This is a genomic window from Pseudomonas sp. NPDC087814, from assembly GCF_044742865.1.
Taxonomy (GTDB): Bacteria; Pseudomonadota; Gammaproteobacteria; order Pseudomonadales; family Pseudomonadaceae; genus Aquipseudomonas.
Map to the genome: position 1 here is coordinate 215,615 of NZ_JBIUVK010000003.1, position 17,805 is coordinate 233,419.

General features: G+C 60.3%; 17 protein-coding genes. 3 read left to right on the forward strand and 14 right to left on the reverse strand.

The window, feature by feature from the left end:
- Nucleotides 1–34: 34 nt before the first annotated feature.
- Entirely contained in the window at nucleotides 35–520 is a 486-nt protein-coding gene (locus tag ACIOMR_RS04345; protein WP_087694309.1) for a flavin reductase family protein, read from the reverse strand.
- 321 nt (nucleotides 521–841) lie between these two features.
- Here ACIOMR_RS04345 and ACIOMR_RS04350 point away from each other — a divergent pair, with 321 nt between their 5' ends.
- Complete coding sequence (locus tag ACIOMR_RS04350) at nucleotides 842–2,248, forward strand: purine-cytosine permease family protein (RefSeq protein WP_401192440.1); 1,407 nt, start codon at nucleotides 842–844, stop codon at nucleotides 2,246–2,248.
- Between the two features lie 183 nt (nucleotides 2,249–2,431).
- On the opposite strand, the gene ACIOMR_RS04355 is transcribed toward ACIOMR_RS04350, so the two are convergent.
- The 5 genes from ACIOMR_RS04355 to ribBA all read right to left on the reverse strand — a co-directional run bounded on the left by ACIOMR_RS04355 (nucleotide 2,432) and on the right by ribBA (nucleotide 7,697).
- Nucleotides 2,432–3,586 (reverse strand): ABC transporter ATP-binding protein, encoded by a 1,155-nt coding sequence (locus tag ACIOMR_RS04355; protein ID WP_087694307.1) that lies wholly within the window; start codon nucleotides 3,584–3,586, stop codon nucleotides 2,432–2,434.
- Nucleotides 3,587–3,603: 17 nt separating this feature from the next.
- The gene (locus ACIOMR_RS04360) at nucleotides 3,604–4,413 is read right to left on the reverse strand and encodes an ABC transporter permease (RefSeq protein ID WP_087694306.1); all 810 of its coding nucleotides are present in this window, start codon (nucleotides 4,411–4,413) and stop codon (nucleotides 3,604–3,606) included.
- Nucleotides 4,414–4,419: 6 nt separating this feature from the next.
- Nucleotides 4,420–5,337, reverse strand: coding sequence for an ABC transporter permease (locus ACIOMR_RS04365; protein ID WP_168197505.1), 918 nt, complete (start codon nucleotides 5,335–5,337; stop codon nucleotides 4,420–4,422).
- Nucleotides 5,334–6,359: an ABC transporter substrate-binding protein gene (locus tag ACIOMR_RS04370; protein WP_401192445.1), complete on the reverse strand. Its 1,026-nt coding sequence runs from the start codon at nucleotides 6,357–6,359 to the stop codon at nucleotides 5,334–5,336. The genes ACIOMR_RS04365 and ACIOMR_RS04370 overlap by 4 nt, the downstream gene beginning before the upstream one ends.
- 228 nt (nucleotides 6,360–6,587) lie before the next feature.
- Nucleotides 6,588–7,697, reverse strand: coding sequence for a bifunctional 3,4-dihydroxy-2-butanone-4-phosphate synthase/GTP cyclohydrolase II (gene ribBA / locus ACIOMR_RS04375; RefSeq protein ID WP_087694304.1), 1,110 nt, complete (start codon nucleotides 7,695–7,697; stop codon nucleotides 6,588–6,590).
- A 68-nt stretch (nucleotides 7,698–7,765) separates the two neighbouring features.
- Between ribBA and ACIOMR_RS04380 the strand changes: the two genes are divergently transcribed.
- Nucleotides 7,766–8,059 carry a DUF1330 domain-containing protein gene (locus tag ACIOMR_RS04380; RefSeq protein WP_087694313.1) on the forward strand — a complete coding sequence of 98 codons (294 nt, stop codon included), beginning with the start codon at nucleotides 7,766–7,768 and terminating at the stop codon, nucleotides 8,057–8,059.
- A 47-nt stretch (nucleotides 8,060–8,106) separates the two neighbouring features.
- Here ACIOMR_RS04380 and ACIOMR_RS04385 read toward each other — a convergent pair whose 3' ends face one another.
- The 7 genes from ACIOMR_RS04385 to ACIOMR_RS04415 are packed head-to-tail and all read right to left on the reverse strand — an operon-like array spanning nucleotide 8,107 to nucleotide 13,292.
- On the reverse strand, nucleotides 8,107–8,670 hold the full coding sequence (locus ACIOMR_RS04385; protein WP_401192449.1) for an NUDIX hydrolase: 564 nt from the start codon (nucleotides 8,668–8,670) through the stop codon (nucleotides 8,107–8,109).
- Nucleotides 8,671–8,672: 2 nt separating this feature from the next.
- Nucleotides 8,673–9,425 (reverse strand): GntR family transcriptional regulator, encoded by a 753-nt coding sequence (locus ACIOMR_RS04390; protein ID WP_087694302.1) that lies wholly within the window; start codon nucleotides 9,423–9,425, stop codon nucleotides 8,673–8,675.
- A 23-nt stretch (nucleotides 9,426–9,448) separates the two neighbouring features.
- The gene (locus ACIOMR_RS04395; RefSeq protein ID WP_087694301.1) at nucleotides 9,449–9,838 is read right to left on the reverse strand and encodes a carboxymuconolactone decarboxylase family protein; all 390 of its coding nucleotides are present in this window, start codon (nucleotides 9,836–9,838) and stop codon (nucleotides 9,449–9,451) included.
- Nucleotides 9,839–9,849: 11 nt separating this feature from the next.
- On the reverse strand, nucleotides 9,850–10,335 hold the full coding sequence (locus tag ACIOMR_RS04400) for a flavin reductase family protein (protein WP_401192453.1): 486 nt from the start codon (nucleotides 10,333–10,335) through the stop codon (nucleotides 9,850–9,852).
- Nucleotides 10,336–10,347: 12 nt separating this feature from the next.
- On the reverse strand, nucleotides 10,348–11,829 hold the full coding sequence (locus tag ACIOMR_RS04405; protein ID WP_087694300.1) for an aldehyde dehydrogenase: 1,482 nt from the start codon (nucleotides 11,827–11,829) through the stop codon (nucleotides 10,348–10,350).
- A complete protein-coding gene (locus tag ACIOMR_RS04410) occupies nucleotides 11,826–12,659 on the reverse strand; it encodes an alpha/beta fold hydrolase (protein ID WP_087694299.1) in 834 nt (277 codons plus the stop codon). The genes ACIOMR_RS04405 and ACIOMR_RS04410 overlap by 4 nt, the downstream gene beginning before the upstream one ends.
- A gap of 42 nt (nucleotides 12,660–12,701) precedes the next feature.
- Nucleotides 12,702–13,292, reverse strand: coding sequence for an amino acid synthesis family protein (locus tag ACIOMR_RS04415; protein WP_087694298.1), 591 nt, complete (start codon nucleotides 13,290–13,292; stop codon nucleotides 12,702–12,704).
- 278 nt (nucleotides 13,293–13,570) lie between these two features.
- Between ACIOMR_RS04415 and katG the strand changes: the two genes are divergently transcribed.
- The gene (katG, locus tag ACIOMR_RS04420) at nucleotides 13,571–15,841 is read left to right on the forward strand and encodes a catalase/peroxidase HPI (RefSeq protein ID WP_401192458.1); all 2,271 of its coding nucleotides are present in this window, start codon (nucleotides 13,571–13,573) and stop codon (nucleotides 15,839–15,841) included.
- 44 nt (nucleotides 15,842–15,885) lie between these two features.
- Here the strand turns inward: katG and ACIOMR_RS04425 are convergent, their stop codons facing one another.
- The gene (locus tag ACIOMR_RS04425) at nucleotides 15,886–17,646 is read right to left on the reverse strand and encodes an EAL domain-containing protein (RefSeq protein ID WP_008436073.1); all 1,761 of its coding nucleotides are present in this window, start codon (nucleotides 17,644–17,646) and stop codon (nucleotides 15,886–15,888) included.
- Nucleotides 17,647–17,805 lie beyond the last annotated feature (159 nt).

Below are 17,805 nucleotides of genomic sequence, written 5' to 3' on the forward strand. Positions count from 1 at the left end.
CGCCCGGGCTGCCGGGCGCCTGCAACGGTAACGATCAGGCAATGGCGGGCAGGGCGCCCATCTTGCCGTGGCAATACACCAGTGGCCCGGCGTTCTGCCGGGGCACGATCAGGTTCTTCACCGCACCGACCATGATTGCATGGTCACCGCCTTCATACTCACGCCACAACTCGCACTCGATCACCGCCGTGGCATTGGCGAGGATCGGGTTGCCCAGTTCACTCAACGTCCATTCGATGCCCTGCGCCTTGTCTTTGCCCTTGCGCGCAAAAGCATAGGCTTCGCTTTGCTGCCCACCGGACAGCACATGAATGGCAAAGCGCTGGTTCTTGATCAGCACCGGATAGGAGTCGGAACTGTAGTTGGGGCAGAACAGCACCAGGGCCGGCTCCATGGACAACGAGCTGAACGCACTGGCGGTAAGTCCGACTATCTGCCCGTCATCATCGAGCGTGGTGATCACGGTGACTCCGGACGGAAACGAACCCATCACTTGTTTGTAGATGGCGGCATCGATCATGGGACGGTCCTCGTAGGGTGAAGCGGATTTTATAGATTTGTAGGTCTGATGGTATACCGTAATACAATCTAATCAAGGGCTTTTTCAGGCGGCCGATGAACGTTGACCTTTGGTCTTATAGCCAATGAATACGGGGGTTAGCCCGCTGAATGAAGAGGGGCCGTGTGGCACAATAGCGGATCAGATGCGTGCCAGGACTACGGATCAGTCTTGTGAAAATGTTGGAATACCATAATATGGTGTTCGTATGGGGGTGGCCAGAGAGCTCCCCCGGTTTGGCGTCAAACAACTATAAGATCAGACAAACGCGAGTTCATTTCCATGCCCCAGATGTCCCGGCAAGATCCCCTGATCGAGAATCACACGGTCGATTACGTCCCCCTCGCGGAGCGCCATGGAAAGGCCCGCGACCTGTTCACCCTATGGTTCAGCACCAACATTGCACCGCTGCCCATCGTCACCGGCGCTATGGTGACTCAGGTGTTCCATCTCAACCTGGTGTGGGGGCTGCTGGCGATTGCCCTCGGGCACATGCTCGGCGGTATTGTCATTGCCCTCGCGTCGGCCCAGGGCCCGCGCATGGGCATCCCACAGATGGTGCAGAGCCGGGGTCAGTTCGGGCGCTACGGAGCGCTGCTGATCGTTTTCTTCGCGGCCCTGATCTACATTGGCTTTTTCATCTCCAACATTGTGCTGGCGGGCAAGTCCATCGTCGGCATCGTGCCGTCGGTACCGGTGCCGGCCAGCATCCTGATCGGCGCGCTCAGCGCCACGGCCATTGGCGTGATCGGCTATCGCTTTATCCATACCCTGAACCGCATCGGCACCTGGGTGATGGGCAGCGCATTGCTGGCGGGTTTCCTCTACATTTTTTCCCACGACCTGCCGGCAGACTTCCTCACCCGTGGCGGCTTCAATCCGGCCGGCTGGCTGGCGACGGTGTCGTTGGGAGTGATCTGGCAGATCAGCTTCTCCCCCTATACCAGCGATTATTCGCGCTACCTGCCGGCTGATATCGGCATCACCCGACCCTTTGTCGCCACCTACCTGGGGGCCACTCTCGGCACCATTTTGTCGTTCTCCTTTGGCTTGGTCGCCGCCCTGGCGACACCCGAAGGCACTGAGGCGATGGTCGCGGTCAAGCAAGCCACCGGCTGGCTGGGGTCGATCCTGATGGTGCTGTTTCTGCTCAATATCATCAGCCACAACGCCCTGAATCTGTATGGTGCGGTGCTGTCGATCATCACCTCGATCCAGACCTTCGCCAGCCAGTGGACACCCGGCATCAAAGTGCGTGTGGTGCTGTCCAGCGTGGTGCTGGCCGGATGCTGCGTGGTGGCATTGGGCGCGTCGGCGGACTTCATCTCGCAATTTATCGGCCTGATCCTTGCGCTGCTATTGGTGCTGGTGCCGTGGGCGTCGATCAACCTGATCGATTTCTACATCATCAAGCGTGGCGCCTATGACATTGCGTCGATCTTTCAGGCGGGCGGCGGGGTTTACGGACGCTTTAACCTGCATGCGATCGTGGCGTATTTCATCGGCATCATCGTGCAACTGCCGTTTGCCAATACGTCGCTGTACGTGGGGCCATGGGCCAATCTGGTAGAGGGCGCAGACCTGTCGTGGCTGGTGGGGTTGGTGGTGACGTGTCCGCTGTATTACTGCCTGGCGACGCGCGAGCATAGCCGGAAGATGAGGACGGTAAAGTTGGGCTATACCGACTGATCATCGAATGAACTGAAATGCCCGGCCAATGCCGGGCATTTTTTTATCTGCAGTTAAGGCCTGCCGATGCAGCCGTATCCTTGTAGCAAGCTGGCTTGATGATCAATGACATCCGGCCAGGTCCAATGTTAGCAGGCAAAAAAAGGCCGCCACAACCCGACGTTGTGGCGGCCCAAGGGTGACTCAATGGGCGCCGGCGGCCTTGTTCAGATCGCTTTCAGCCCATGCGGTATAGACGCAAGCATCCGCCGTGGCCCAGCGCACGCGCACCGGGTCGCCGGCCTTGAGTGGCATGCCCGCAGCAGACAACGCCTTGACTGTCATCGAGGTGCCGCCAAGGGTTTTCACGGTGCAGGTCTGGCTTTCGCCGAGGAACAGCACCTCGCCTACAATCGCTGACACCTCATTCCAACCCGCCGCCAATGCCTGCTCGGTAGCTTGCTCGACACTCAGCGCCAAGGCTTTTTCCGGGCGTACCATCAACAGCACCTCCTGCTCGGTTTGCAAGCCGCTGGTCAGGCGGATCGACAGCGATTGGCCTTCAAACGATGCCACCGCATTCCCCTGCGCCTTGAGCTTGAGGAAGTTGGAGTTACCGAGGAACGAGGCTACAAACGCATTTGGCGGGTTCTGGTACAGGTCGTAGCCACTGCCCAGGCCGACAATCTTGCCGTGGCTGAAAATCGCGATGCGCTGGGACAGGCGCATGGCTTCTTCTTGGTCGTGGGTTACGTAGACGATGGTTATGCCCAGGCGCCGATGTAATTGGCGCAGTTCGTCCTGCAGGTCTTCACGCAGTTTTTTGTCGAGGGCGCCGAGGGGTTCGTCCATCAGCAGGATGCGCGGCTCGTACACCAGCGCCCGCGCGATGGCGACGCGTTGCTGCTGGCCGCCGGAGAGTTGCGAAGGGCGGCGATGGGCAAATTGCTCAAGCTGCACCAGCTTGAGCATGGCGTCGACGCGCTTCTCGCGCTCGGCGCTGGCCAGTTTGCGAATCGCCAGGGGGAAGGCGATGTTGTCGCGCACCGACAAATGCGGGAACAGCGAGTAACGTTGGAACACCATGCCGATGTCGCGTTTGTGCGGCGGCACATTGACCAGGGATTGGCCGCTCACCAGGATCTCGCCGCTGCTTGGCGTTTCAAAGCCTGCGAGCATCGACAGGGTGGTGCTTTTGCCAGAGCCGCTGGAGCCGAGGAAGGTCAGGAATTCGCCGTCCTTGATGTCCAGCGAGATGTTATCCACGGCGGCAAATTCACCGTAGTACTTGTTCAGGTTGCGCAAGCTGACCAGGGGTTGGCCATGGTTTTGCGCGGTATCTTGGATCACTGCACTCATGTCTTGCTCCTGGGCGCTCAAGCGCGGGTTTCTGTGCGCCGGCGAAGGGCGGCGGCGATGACCATGACGAGCACCGAGAGGCCGATCAGCAACGTCGAGGCGACGGCAATCACAGGCGTCAGGTCCTGGCGCAGGGTGGTCCACATTTTTACGGGAAGGGTTTGCAGGGTCGGGCTGGCCATCATCACGCTGAGCACCACTTCGTCCCATGAGACGAGAAAGGCGAACAACGCGCCGGCCACCATTCCCGGGCGAATCGCCGGGAATGTCACCTTGAATACGGCCTGCAGGCGCGATGCGCCGCAGATCACCGCCGCATCTTCAATCGATTGGTCGAACAGCTTGAGCGAGTTGATGATCGAGATAATGGTGAACGGCAGCGCGACAATCACATGGCTCACTACAAAGGCGAACATCGTGCCGGTATAGCCGAGCTTGAGGAACAGTGCGTACACCGCCACCGCGATGATCACCAACGGCACGATCATCGGCAGGGTGAACAGGCCGTAGAGCAACTCGCGGCCAGGAAATCGCCCACGCACCAGGGCAAATGCGGTGGGCAGGCCCAGCGCCACGGCGAACACGGTGGTCAGTACCGCAACCTTGAGGCTCGCTACCGCCGCGTTCATCCAGTCGGCATTGGAGAAGAACTGGCCGTACCATTTCAGCGTCCAGCCCGGTGGCGGGAACACCAGCCATTGGGACGAGCCGAACGACAGCAACACGATGAACACGATCGGCAACAGCAAGAACAGGCCAATCATGCCGGTGGTGGTGTAGAGGCCCAGGCGCATCCTGCGGCTCATGGCATTGGAAGTCAGGAGCATGACGGCTTACCTCGCGTTGCTGGCGCCAACCGGGGATTCCGGCTGAAGCTTCAGGTAGAAGTAGAACAGCACCAGCGTGATAAAGATCAGCAATGCGGCGCCGGCACTCGCCAGGCCCCAGTTGAGGAACGACTGCACCTGCTGGATGATGAACTCAGGCAGCATCATGTTCTGCGCGCCGCCGAGCAGCGCCGGGGTGACGTAGTAACCGAGGGACATCACAAACACCATCAAGCCGCCGGAAAACAACCCCGGTCGGCACAGCGGCAGGAACACCCGGAAGAAGTTGGTCCAAGGGCTGGCACCGCAGATGGAGCCGGCCTGCAGGATCATCGGGTCGATGGCCTGCATGGTTGCCTGCAATGGCAGCACAATGAACGGGATCATGATGTAGCTCATACCGATCACCACGCCGGTCAGGTTGTGCACCATCTCCAGCGGCTGGTCGATGATGCCCATCGCCATCAGTGCCTTGTTGATCACCCCGGAGGCTTGCAGCAATACCAGCCATGAATAGGTGCGGGCGAGCAGGCTGGTCCACATCGACAGCAGCACGATGTTCAGGATCCAGCGCCCCCAGCCGCGTGGTACCAGGGTAATCACCCAGGCCAGCGGGAAGCCCAGCAACAGGCTGAACAGGGTCACCAGGCCGGCCACCGAAAAGGTATTGAGCAGTACCCGGGCGTATGCCGAGTTAGCGAACAGTTGCTCATAGTTGCCAAGGCCCGGTACGGGCTCCAGCACGCCGCGCAGCAACAGGCCGATCAGCGGCGCGAGGAAGAACAGGCCGAGGAACAGCAGCGCCGGGATCAGGTTGCTCGACCCCCGCCAGCGCTGCGCCAGGGATGGCGCACCTGGTTTGCAGGAAACTGCGCCAGCAACGCCGAGGGCGCTCCCGGTCGGCGTGGTTGCCGTCATTTTCATTTGACTAGCCATTCATTCCACCGTGTCGCAATGGCCGGACCGTTCTTGGCCCAGTAGGCGAAATCGAGGGTGATCTGGTCCTTGGCATACGCCGTCGGCAGGTTGGGCGCCAGCACTGAGTCCAGGCGCTGCACACTGTCGATGTTCACCGGTGCATAAGCGGTCAGGTTAGAGAAGTCGGCCTGGCCCTTGGCGCTGCTGGCACTGGCCAGGAACTTCATCGCCGCGCCTTTGTTTTTGCTGCCTTTAGGCACGACCAGGATGTCCGCCATCACCAGATTCTGTTTCCAGCTTACGCCTACGGGTGCGCCATCTTCCTGCAGGGCATGAATGCGGCCGTTCCAGAACTGACCCATGCTGACTTCGCCCGAGGCCAGCAGTTGCTGGGACTGTGCGCCGCCGCCCCACCAGACGATGTCTTTCTTGATGGTGTCGAGTTTCTTGAAGGCGCGGTCCAGGTCCAGGGGGTAGAGCTTGTCGGCGGGAACGCCGTCAGCCAGCAGCGCCAGTTCGAGCACGCCAGGGCTTGCCCATTTGTAGAGGGCACGTTTGCCGGGGTAGGTTTTGGTGTCGAACAGCGCGGCCCAGTCCTGTGGCTTGCCAGCGCCGAGCTTGCCCTCGTTGTAGCCGAGTACGAAGGAGAAGAAAAACGAGCCGACGCCATGGTCGGAGACAAACCGCGGGTCGATCTTGTCGCGCTGGATCACCGAAAAATCCAGGGGTTCGAGGAGCCCTTCAGCGGCGGCGCGCAAGGCGAAGTCAGCCTCCACGTCTACCACGTCCCACTGCACGTTGCCGCTCTCGACCATGGCCTTGAGCTTGCCATAGTCGGTGGGACCGTCCTGCACCACAGTGATCCCGCTGGCCTTGCTGAAAGGATCGGCCCACGCCTGCTTTTGCGCATCCTGGGTGCTACCGCCCCAGCTCACGAAATTGACGCTTTCGGCCGCCAGGGCCGCGTGAGTGGCCGTGGCCAGCAAACCCGCGAACAGCATCGCGGTTGCACGTTTGTTCAACACCATTTTCACGCCCTCATTTGTTTTGTTATTGAGCGGGCCTGGTAATGCCCGCCTATCGGGAGCAGTAGGTCTCTCGAAGCCTCTATTGCGAAGCCTCAAAAGTCGACCGTACCAAGGCTTGTTACTGGCGCTATCCCTGGCATGCGCACTTGGCAAAAGTACTCGGTCGATGGAATATCATATTATGGTATTCCAAGCTTTGTGCAAGCACTTTGCCTTACCGGTTATCCGTCATTCGGTGAACGGAATGCTTTCCACCACCTCCAGGTCGTAGCCTGTCAGCCCGGCGTATTTCAGCGGAGGGCCAAGGTGGCGCAGCTTGCAGACGCCAAGGTCCTGCAATATCTGCGCGCCGGTGCCGACTTCCGAATAGATCCGCGACTGCGAACGGCTGAACTGGCGCGGCGTCTGGGTCAACTGCGGGACGCGTTCGAGCAGGGCCTGGGAGGATTCATGATTGGCCAGCACCACCACCACGCCGCTGCCTTCTGCCGCGACGCGTTGCAGGGCGGCCCATAAGGTCCAGTTGGAGGGGCCGCTATACTCGGCGCCCACCAGGTCGCGCAGCGGGTCGATCACGTGCACGCGCACCAGGGCGGGCGTGTCGCGGTGTAACTGCCCCATGACCATCGCCATGTGCACGCCGCCATCAATGCGGTCCTCAAAGGTGATCAGGCGGAACGTGCCGTGCACTGTGGGCAGGTCGCGCTCGCCGATGCGCACTACGGTGCGCTCGGTACTGAGGCGGTAGTGGATCAGATCGGCGATGGTGCCGATCTTGATCCCATGCTTGTGCGCGAACACCTCAAGGTCAGGGCGACGTGCCATGGTGCCGTCATCGTTCATCACTTCGACGATCACCGAGGCTGGTGTGTGCCCGGCCAGGCGCGCCAGGTCGCAACCGGCTTCGGTGTGCCCGGCGCGCGTCAACACGCCGCCATCCTTGGCGCGCAACGGGAAAATATGCCCCGGTTGCACGATGTCGGCCGGCCCCGCATCGGCATTCACGGCCGCGGCCACCGTGCGCGCCCGGTCGGCGGCGGAGATGCCGGTGGTCACGCCGGTGGCGGCTTCGATGGACACGGTAAACGCGGTGCTGAACACGCTGCCATTGCTCGGCACCATCTGCTGCAGGCCGAGGCGCTGGCAGTGTTCGTCGGTGAGGGTCAGGCAAATCAGGCCACGCGCTTCCCGGGCCATGAAGCTGATAGTCTCGGCGGTGCAGCACACCGCGGGCAGCAACAGGTCGCCTTCGTTCTCCCGATCCTCGTCGTCCACCAGGAGCACCATTTTGCCTTGGCGGTAGTCTTCGATGATGTCTGCGATGTTGTTGAAAGACATGGTGGCTGCTCGATTTATTGGTTGTATGTATTATGGTATACCACAAAACCAAGCAAGAGGATGTCACGATGAAGGCTTACTGGATTGCCCATGTAAATGTGTCCGATGCAGAGCAGTACACGCAGTACACCCAGCGCGCGCCTGCGGCCTTCGCGAAGTTTGGCGGGCGCTTCCTGGCCAGGGGCGGGCGCAGCGCCGCGATGGAAGGCGGGCCTGCCAGGCAACGTAATGTGGTGATCGAGTTCGACAGCTACGAGCAGGCGCTGGCCTGTTATGAGTCTGCGGAGTATCAGGAGGCAAAGGCGCGTCGTGAAGGGGCGGGCGAGGCGCAGATCATCATCGTGGAAGGGCTGGTGCCTTAGGGGTATCAGGCATACACCACATTTTTGATCCGTGTCGGGTCTGACGATCAGCGGATGAAGTGAATCTTGCCGCTGTCGTCGTTACCGATGTAGATGCCATACACCCCAGCCTGGCGTTCCTCGATATAACGCTCGAGGATCTGCCGGATCGCCGGGTAGTAGATGCTATCCCAGGGAATGTCCTCGGGCGCGAAGAACTTGTAGTCGAGGGTCTCCGGCCCGAACTGGCCGGTGATATGCAGCGCGATGGCGCGGAAGATGATGTACACCTCGCTGATCTTCGGCACGCTGAAAATCGAGTAGGGCGAGAGGATCTCCGCGCGTACGCCGCTTTCTTCCCAGACTTCGCGTAGTGCGGCCTGTTCAGTGGTTTCGCCACCTTCCATGAAGCCGGCCGGCAGCGTCCAGGTGCCAGGACGCGGCGGGATGGCCCGCTGGCAAAGCAGATATTTGCCGTCCTGCTCGATGATGCAGCCGGCGATAATCTTCGGGTTGATGTAGTGGATGTAGCCGCAGCCCCGGCACATCAGGCGCTCATGGGTATCACCCGGTGGCAGCTGGTGACCGAGGTCACTGCTGCCACATGTCGGGCAAAAACTGGGGCTGGGCATGGTCAGTGACCTATGCGCGGTTCTTTGAGGGCGATGGGCAGTGTGATCTCGGGGATCTTGCCGGTCTCTTCCTGCTTGCGCTTGAGGTAATCCAGGGCCACGGCGGCGGCGGCGCGCACGTGGTCGACACAGGCCTGGTGGGCGGCGAGCGGGTCGCCGCTCTTGATCGCCTGGACCATACGCTCCATTTCCTGGTTGCTGGTACCGCGACGGTTTTCCTGGGATACCGAGGTCGCGCGCAAGTAGCTGATACGTGCCTGCAACTGACGCAGTTGGGTGGCCGCCACGTGGTTGCCGGAGCCTTCGAGCAACACGTCGTAGAATCCTTGTACCGAATCAATGACCTGTTGCAGCTCACCGTCCTTGAGGGCCTTGCGGTTTTCCTCGAGGGCTTTTTCCAGTGCCTTGATGTCCTTGGCCTTGGCGCGCAGGGTGAACAACTGCACGATCAAGCCTTCGAGCACGCAACGCAGTTCATAGATGTCGACGGCATCGGCCAGGGTGATGATCGCCACTTGCGGGCCCTTGGCATCGGCGAACTCCACCAGGCCTTCGGACTCCAGGTGGCGCAAGGCTTCGCGCACCGAGGTGCGGCTGACGCCGAGGCGGTCGCAAAGGTCGCGTTCCACCAGGCGGTCACCCGGCAGCAGTTGGAAGTTCATGATGGCGCTGCGCAGTTTTGCCAGCACGATTTCGCGCAGGGTGACCGGGTTGTGATTGACCTTGAAGCTGTCGTCGAGTGGCAGGCGTTTCATGGGGGCTGCTCTGAATGTTGCGGTTAACTGGAGGCCTCGGCGTCGGTTTCGGCGAAGGCTTCACGGGCCAGTCGGAAACTGTCCACGGCGGCGGGAACCCCGCAATAAATGCCGACCTGAAGCAGAATTTCGCGTATTTGTTCACGACTCAGCCCGTTACGCAAGGCGCCGCGCACGTGCAGCTTGAGTTCATGGGGCCGATTGAGGGCCGAAATCATCGCCAAGTTTATCATGCTGCGTTCTTTAAGCGACAAACCCTCACGGCCCCACACATGGCCCCAGCAGTATTCGGTGACCATCTCCTGCAGGGGGCGAGTGAAGTCGTCGGCGTTCTCGATCGAACGTTGCACATAGGCTTCGCCCAGCACTTGCGTACGGATTTTCAGGCCCCGTTGGTACTTGTCGTCGCTCATCAATCAGCTCCTCAGGCCAGGGTGGGCAGCGGGCCCAGCTTGCCCTTGTGGTAGATCATCGGTGTGACCGGTTGCTCGGGCAGGATCAGGTTTTTCACCGCTCCGACGATGATCGCGTGATCGCCACCGTCGTATTCGCGCCACAATTCGCACTCGATGATCGCCGTGGCCTTGGCCAGCAGCGGATTGCCCAGTTCGCTCAAGTGCCACTCGATGCCCTTGGCCTTTTCCTTGCCCTTGCTGGCAAAGGCATAGGCTTCGGCGGTCTGGTCGGCGGACAGCAAATGAATCGCAAAGCGCTTGCTGTCGCGCAGGATCGGATAGGTCTCCGATGCATAGTTGGGGCAGAACAGGACCAGTGCCGGGTCGATCGACAGCGCACTGAATGCGCTGGCGGTGATGCCGACGATGCCGCCATCCGGGTCGAGGGTAGTGACGACCGTCACCCCGGACGGGAATGAACTCATGACGTCTTTGTAAATGCCGGGTTCGATCATGGTCGGGGTCTCTTAACGCATCACAAAAGGATCAGGCATGGGCGCCTGGGAAAGGTTGATCCACACCGTCTTCAGCTCGGTGTAAGCCAGTACCGAATCGATGCCACTTTCACGTCCATAGCCGCTGTTCTTGAAGCCGCCAATGGGCGCCATGGCCGAGACGGCGCGGTAGGTGTTGACCCAGATAATCCCCGAACGCACGTCGCGGGCCAGGCGGTGGGCACGACCGAGGTCGCGGGTCCAGATGCCGGCGGCGAGGCCGAACTGAGAGTCGTTGGCGATGGCCAGGGCTTCGGCTTCGTCCTTGAAACGGATGACCGAGGCCACCGGGCCGAACACTTCTTCCTGCATGATCTTCATCGAGTTGCGGTCGCACTCGAACAGGGTCGGCTCATAGAACCAGCCTTCGCCCAGGTTCTGCGGACGCTTGCCACCGGTACGCAGGCGCGCACCTTCAGCGATGGCATCCGCCACCAGGCCTTCGACCACGGCCAGTTGCTGTGCGGTGGCCATGGGGCCCATTTCACTGGCGTCGTCCTGCGGGTTGCCGATGCGAATGCGTTTGGCGCGCTCTACCAGGCGCTCGACGAATTCGTCGTAGATTTCATCCTGCACCAGCAGGCGCGAGCCAGACACACAGCTTTGCCCCGACGCCGCGTATATCCCGGCAATCGCACCATTGATGGCGCTGTCGAGGTCGGCATCGGCAAAGATGATGTTCGGTGACTTGCCGCCCAGTTCCAGCGACAGCTTGGCGAAGTTCTCGGCGCTGCTGCGTACTACGTGCCGCGCCGTGGCTGCGCCGCCGGTAAAGGCGATCTTGCGCACCAAAGGGTGGCGGGTGAGGGCGGCGCCGGTGCTTGGGCCGTAGCCAGTCACCACATTGACCACGCCCGGCGGAATGCCAGCCTCCAGGGCCAGGCGCGCCAGTTCGAGGATGGTCGCCGAGGCGTGCTCCGACGGTTTGATCACGATGGTATTACCCGCTGCCAGGGCCGGCGCGAGTTTGATCGCGGTCAAGTACAGCGGGCTGTTCCATGGAATGATCGCGGCCACCACGCCCATGGCTTCGTGCACGGTGTAGGCGAAGAGGTCCGGCTTGTCCAGCGGCAGGGTGCCGCCCTCAAGCTTGTCGGCCAGGCCTGCCGTGTAATGGAAGAACTCCGGCAGGTAACTGACCTGACCGCGTGTCTCGCGGATCAGCTTGCCATTGTCGCGGCTTTCGAGCTGTGCCAGTTGTTCCTTGTTTTCGGCAATCAAATCTCCCAGGCGGCGCAGCAGTTTGCCCCGCGCGGTAGCAGTGAGGCCACGCCAGGCCGGGCTGTCGAAGGCGCTTTGCGCGGCCTGCACGGCGCGCTCCACATCCGTCTCGTCGGCGTCGGGCAGTTGCGCCCAGGGTTCGGCCAGGGCCGGGTTGAGGCTGTCGAAAGTCTTGCCGGACAGGGCATCGACCCATTCACCGCCGATGCACATCTGGAAGCGTGCGAGTGTCATGCAACGATCCCCTTTATTGGATTTTTTTGGGTGTACACCGTGTCAAGAAAGCCCAGCAGCAGTTGGTTGACCAGCCGCGGCGATTCCACTGGCATCATATGCCGTTGCTCGGCCAGCACTGCAACCGTCGCACCGGGAATGCGATCGGCCAGTTGCCGGGCCATCTCCGGGGTCGAGCCCGGGTCGAGTTCACCGGTGGCGACCAGGGTCGGCGTGCGCAAACCCTTAAGGTCGTCGGCGCGGTACATGTCCTGGGTCGCGAACAGCTCGTACGTGGTGAGGTAGCCCTGGGGGTCGTTGCCCGCCAGGGTTTCACGCAGCGCAGCGATCTGCGCTGGATTGGCTGCCTGGTACTCGCGGCTGAACCAGCGTGACAGCGCGGCTTCGGCATTCGCATCCGGGCCATGCTCGGCGGCCTGGGCAGTGCGTGCGATCACCCCGGCACGCTGTTCGGCGCTGCGGTTGAACACACTGTTGAGCACCACCAGGCCTTGCAGGCGTTCGGGGTAATGCAAGGCAAACGCCCGCGCAACCAGGCCGCCCATGGAAAACCCGATCACCGTTGCCTGAGGCAGTTGCAGGTGGTCGAGCAGTTCCAGCAACTGGTCGGCATACCCCAGCAGCGGGGTGCCGGCAGCCGGGCGTGGGCTGGCGCCATGGCCCAGCATGTCATAGGTGATCACGCGATAATTCGTGGCCAGGCCAACGACTTGCCCGCCCCACATTTCTTTATTCAGGCCCACGCCGTGGATCAAAACCACAGGCTGGCCTTGGCCGGTCGCCAGATAACTGGTGCCAGCCGGGGTGCGATCAGCGGTGAGCTGAATCATGGAGCGCTCCTGCATGTTTTTTGTTTGGGTGACCGGTCTTGCTTACTGGGCTTTCTCGGCTGCCAGCTCTTCCAGGTCGATGTAACGGTTGCCGATGCGTGGGTGCAGGCGGCCGCCGTCGGCGCACCCAAGGACCACCACGATCTCGTCGGCACGCGGGGAATCTTCTATCTGCATTTCCAAGGTGATGTAGTGCGAGCGCAGCCCTTCGTCATCCTTGTGCATCATCGGGATTTGAATCGATGTGCCCGGGCCACCGCGCTTGTTGGTAAAACTCAGGTAGCTCTTGGCCTTGACCGCTTCGCGGTAGTGGTTGCCAAAGCGCAGGGTATGGATGATTGCCGAGGCGTGTTCGATTTCACCGTCGGCACCGACCACGGCGGCCTTGCCATAGGCTTCGATGTTGTCTGCACCACCGATAATGCCAATCAGGCGCTCCACCATCAGTGCGCCGAGATCCGAGCAGTTGGCACGGATTTCCGGTTTCAGGTCTTCGACAAAACCGCGACCCAGCCACGGGTTTTTCAGGACGACAGCCAGGCCCACCATAGTCACTGGCGTGTCGGAGGCCTTGCCGCCTTCAATAAAGGTTTCTTCTACATAGCTGACGATCTTGCGGATTTCAAAACTCATGGCTGCTCCACCTGGGTGCTTATTGGTTTGTGTATGATGGTATACCATAATACCGCAAGCGCAAGAGCTGCAAGCAAACTGAAGATGGGTTCGCGCGATAAAAGGTCGAGCGGATGGCTTTTTCTGGTCTTGAGATCCCAGTGGCTCTTATGCAGGGCGGGGCCCCAGGACGGCTTTCAATCCCAAGAACAGGTCTATCAGGGGATAACGTTGCAGCTATTAGAGTTTTCTGCGAACGAGGCTAATCTTTGAAAACGTCACTAAAAGGTGTGCCAAGCATGTCAACTGAATCGAAATGCCCTTTCAACCACGCTGCGGGTGGCGGCACCACGAACCGAGACTGGTGGCCCCAGCAACTGAATCTGAAGATCCTGCATCAGCATTCCTCCCTCAGCGACCCTATGGGTGAGGGCTTCGATTACGCCAAGGCGTTCCAGAGCCTTGACTTTGAAGCGGTCAAGCAGGATTTGCGCGATGTCATGACGCAATCCCAGGACTGGTGGCCGGCGGACTTTGGCCATTACGGCCCGCTGTTCATTCGCATGGCCTGGCACAGCGCCGGCACCTACCGTACCGCCGACGGTCGCGGCGGTGCCGGTTCCGGTCAGCAGCGCTTTGCACCGCTCAACAGCTGGCCTGACAACGTCAGCCTGGATAAGGCCCGTCGCCTGATCTGGCCGGTCAAGCAAAAGTACGGCCGGCGGATTTCCTGGGCCGATTTGATCGTACTCACCGGTAACGTCGCGCTGGAGTCGATGGGGTTCAAGACCTTCGGGTTCTCCGGCGGTCGCCCGGATGTCTGGGAGCCGGACGAGGACGTTTACTGGGGCGCCGAGACCACGTGGCTGGGCGGAGAAGAGCGTTACGGCGTGCAAAAGAAAATGCAGCAGCCGGGTGATGGTCCGTTGGTGGCTGAACCACAGAACCATGGCAACGAAGAAAGTCGCACCGGAGGCGGTGAGCGCAACCTGGAAAATCCCCTCGCCGCTGTGCAGATGGGCTTGATCTACGTGAACCCGGAAGGGCCTGAAGGTGTTCCGGATCCGGTCGCCTCGGCGAAGGATATCCGTGAAACCTTCGGTCGCATGGCGATGAATGACGAAGAGACCGTAGCCCTGATCGCCGGCGGTCACGCCTTCGGCAAGACCCACGGCGCAGGTCCGGCGGATAACGTCGGCCCGGAACCGGAAGCGGCTGGCCTGGAAGAGCAGGGGCTGGGCTGGAAAAACAGCTTCGGCAGCGGCAAGGGCGGTGACACCATCACCAGCGGGCTGGAGGTGACCTGGACTTCGACGCCGACAAGATGGAGCAATGAGTACCTCGAAAACCTCTTCGGCTTTGAATGGGAACTGACCAGGAGCCCGGCGGGCGCCCATCAGTGGACACCGAAGAACGGTGCCGGCGCCGGCAAGGTTCCGGATGCCCATGATGCCGGCAGGCGGCATGCGCCGAGCATGCTGACCTCGGACCTGGCGCTGCGTTTCGATCCGGCGTACGAACAGATCTCCCGACGTTTCCTGGCCAACCCGGACCAACTGGCAGACGCCTTTGCCCGTGCCTGGTTCAAGCTTACCCACCGCGACATGGGCCCGCTTGCGCGTTATCTCGGCCCGGAAACCCCCGCGGAAGAGTTGCTGTGGCAGGACCCGATTCCTGCGGTCGATCATCCACTGGTGGATGAGCAGGATGTGGCGGCGCTCAAGCAAAAGATTCTCGCCGCCGGGCTGACGGTCTCGCAGCTGGTTTCGACGGCATGGGCAGCGGCGTCCACCTTCCGCGGCTCCGATAAACGCGGGGGAGCCAATGGCGGGCGCCTGCGCCTGGCTCCGCAGAAGGACTGGGCGGTCAACCAGCCTGAGCAACTGTCGGGCGTACTGAAGCGTCTCGAAGCTATTCAGGGCGACTTCAATACCGCACAGACGGGAGGCAAAAGGATTTCCCTGGCCGATCTGATCGTGCTGGCGGGCAGTGTGGGGGTTGAGCTGGCGGCCAAAAATGCCGGCCGCCAGACCACGGTGCCTTTCACGGCAGGGCGCACGGATGCTTCCCAGGAGCAGACGGATGTCGATTCGTTCGGTTTCCTTGAACCGGTCGCCGATGGCTTTCGCAACTACCAGAAGGGGCACTACAAGGTGTCGGCCGAAGCGTTGCTGATCGACAAGGCGCAACTGCTGACATTGACCGCACCCGAAATGACGGTGCTGTTGGGCGGACTGCGGGTCTTGGGTATCAATGTCGGGGAAAGCAAGCACGGGGTGTTCACCGAGCGCCCGGGAACCCTGACCAATGACTTCTTCAGGAACCTGCTGGACATGGGCGTTGAATGGAAGCCAGTCACCGGCACCCACGATACCTTTGAGGCGCATGACCGCAAGACCGGTGCCGTCAAGTGGACGGGCACCCGGGTCGACCTGGTGTTCGGTTCGCATGCCCAGTTGAGGGCGCTGTCCGAGGTCTATGGCAGTGCCGACGCCGAGGAAAAGTTCGTCGAGGACTTCGTGGCGGCCTGGACCAAGGTGATGAATCTGGATCGCTTTGAACTGGCCTGACACTGGCGCCTGACGTTTACAGGCCCACGCTGTGGGCCTGTTCGCTAGCGGCCTGGGCTTATCCAGGTTTCCAGGTCCGTTGCGGTCATGGGCTTTGCTATCAGGTAGCCCTGCGCTTCGGAACATCCCCACTGTATCAAGAGGTCGAGGATTTCCTGGTTTTCTACGCCTTCGGCAACGACTCGGTAGCCGAGCCCTTTCGCCAGGCCTATCAGGGTTTTAACCAACTGCTTGTCATTTTGATTGCTGCCCAGCCCGCTGATCAATGATTGATCCAGCTTGACGGTAGTGGCCGGCAGTTCCTTCAGGTACGCCCAGTTACTGTAGCCCGTGCCGAAATCATCAACCGCGACCTCTATGCCAATCTGCCGAACGCGCTGCAGTTGCCGGATGACTTCCTCAGGGTTGGTCATCAACATGCTTTCGGTAAACTCAAGTTCAAAGTCGGCAGGGTCAAGGTCGTGCCGGTGAAGCTCATGAATCATCGCGTCCACGAACTCGGAGCTTTCCAGATCGCTGACGGTAATGTTCATCGCTATTCGCAGGCGCACGCCTTGTGCTTTCCAGGCTGCGGCTTGCCGGATGATTGCGTTGAGCACCCATAATCCAACGGACGGTATCAACGCGGTTTTTTCGGCCAGGGGGATGAACTCGGCAGGGCTGATGGGGCCAAGCAACGGATGGGTCCAGCGTAGCAATGCCTCTACCGAATCACAGCTTCCCGAGGGCAGTTTGACTTTGGGCTGATACACCAGGCTGAACTGTTTGTCGCAGCTGACCGCTTCCGGCAACGAACTCAACAACATGAACGCGCGTTGTTGAGCTGCATCAAACTGGGGTTCATAAAGAGACCAGCCCAGCTTGCGGTCACGCGCCTCATCTGCCGCACTCACCAGCAGGCGCAGCCAGTCTTGCTGGCCGGAGTGGTGAATGGGCAGCACGCCAATCCCGACTTGCATGAGGATGGGGATGCCGTGGCATTCAACAGGCTTTTTGAAGTCCTTGAGAATACTTTCGCAGATGTGCTCGGTGGTTTGATTCTCCTCAAGGATGAAGCCAAACCGCGTCGGGCTGATTTTGTAAAGCAGGCACTGCGCGGGTAACAGGTTTTGCAGGCGAGATTTGATCGCCAGAACCAGGTCTCCGGCAAAGCTGTAGCCCAGGGCCTTTACAATATCGTTGAGAAATTTTGGCGAGATAATGTCAACTGCGTACACATGGCACGCGTTTTCAAGCTTAAGCGCTTGACGTATATCTTCCTCAAGCCTGAGTCGATTGAATAGCCCCGTCGGTTGGTCTACGAAGTTGCGGGACCGCATGCCCTGTATGCGCATCATGACCAGCTCGGCAAAGTCGTTGAGCATTGCACTGTCACGCTCGCTCATGGGAGGGCGGGGGACAGTATCAATGATGCAGAGACTTCCCAGGGTAAAGCCATCCTCCGTGATCAATGGCGCGCCCGCGTAATAACGAATATGCGGCGGCCCCGTGACCAGGGGATTGTCTTTGAAGCGGGCATCCAGCGTTGCGTCCGACACCTCCAGCAGGGCGTTGTCCAGGGTAGAGTAGGCGCAAAAAGACACTTCTCGCGGTGTCTGCGTTTCTGTAATTCCCACGCGTGCCCTGAACCATTGCCGGTGTTTATCGACAATTGAAATCAGTGCGATGGGGGCGTTGTAATAGGCAGACGCCATCTCGACGATCTTTTCAAATACATCATCACTATCGCTGTCGGTTGGACAAAATTTCGCGACCTCTTTTAGCCGTTCAATTTCATTCGGCGGAATAGGAGCGCCTTCGCCCATGACAATCCTCAAAGTGGTTATGTTCGTACAACAAGGTATCAGACAGTGCCATCATTATGATGTTGTTTTTCTATTCATCAGATAGCTCAAGGGTATGGCGTCCGGGTGATCTCTTCCTGCGTATCTCCCTAATTCTTGCGCCCTGCGGATGAATGTACG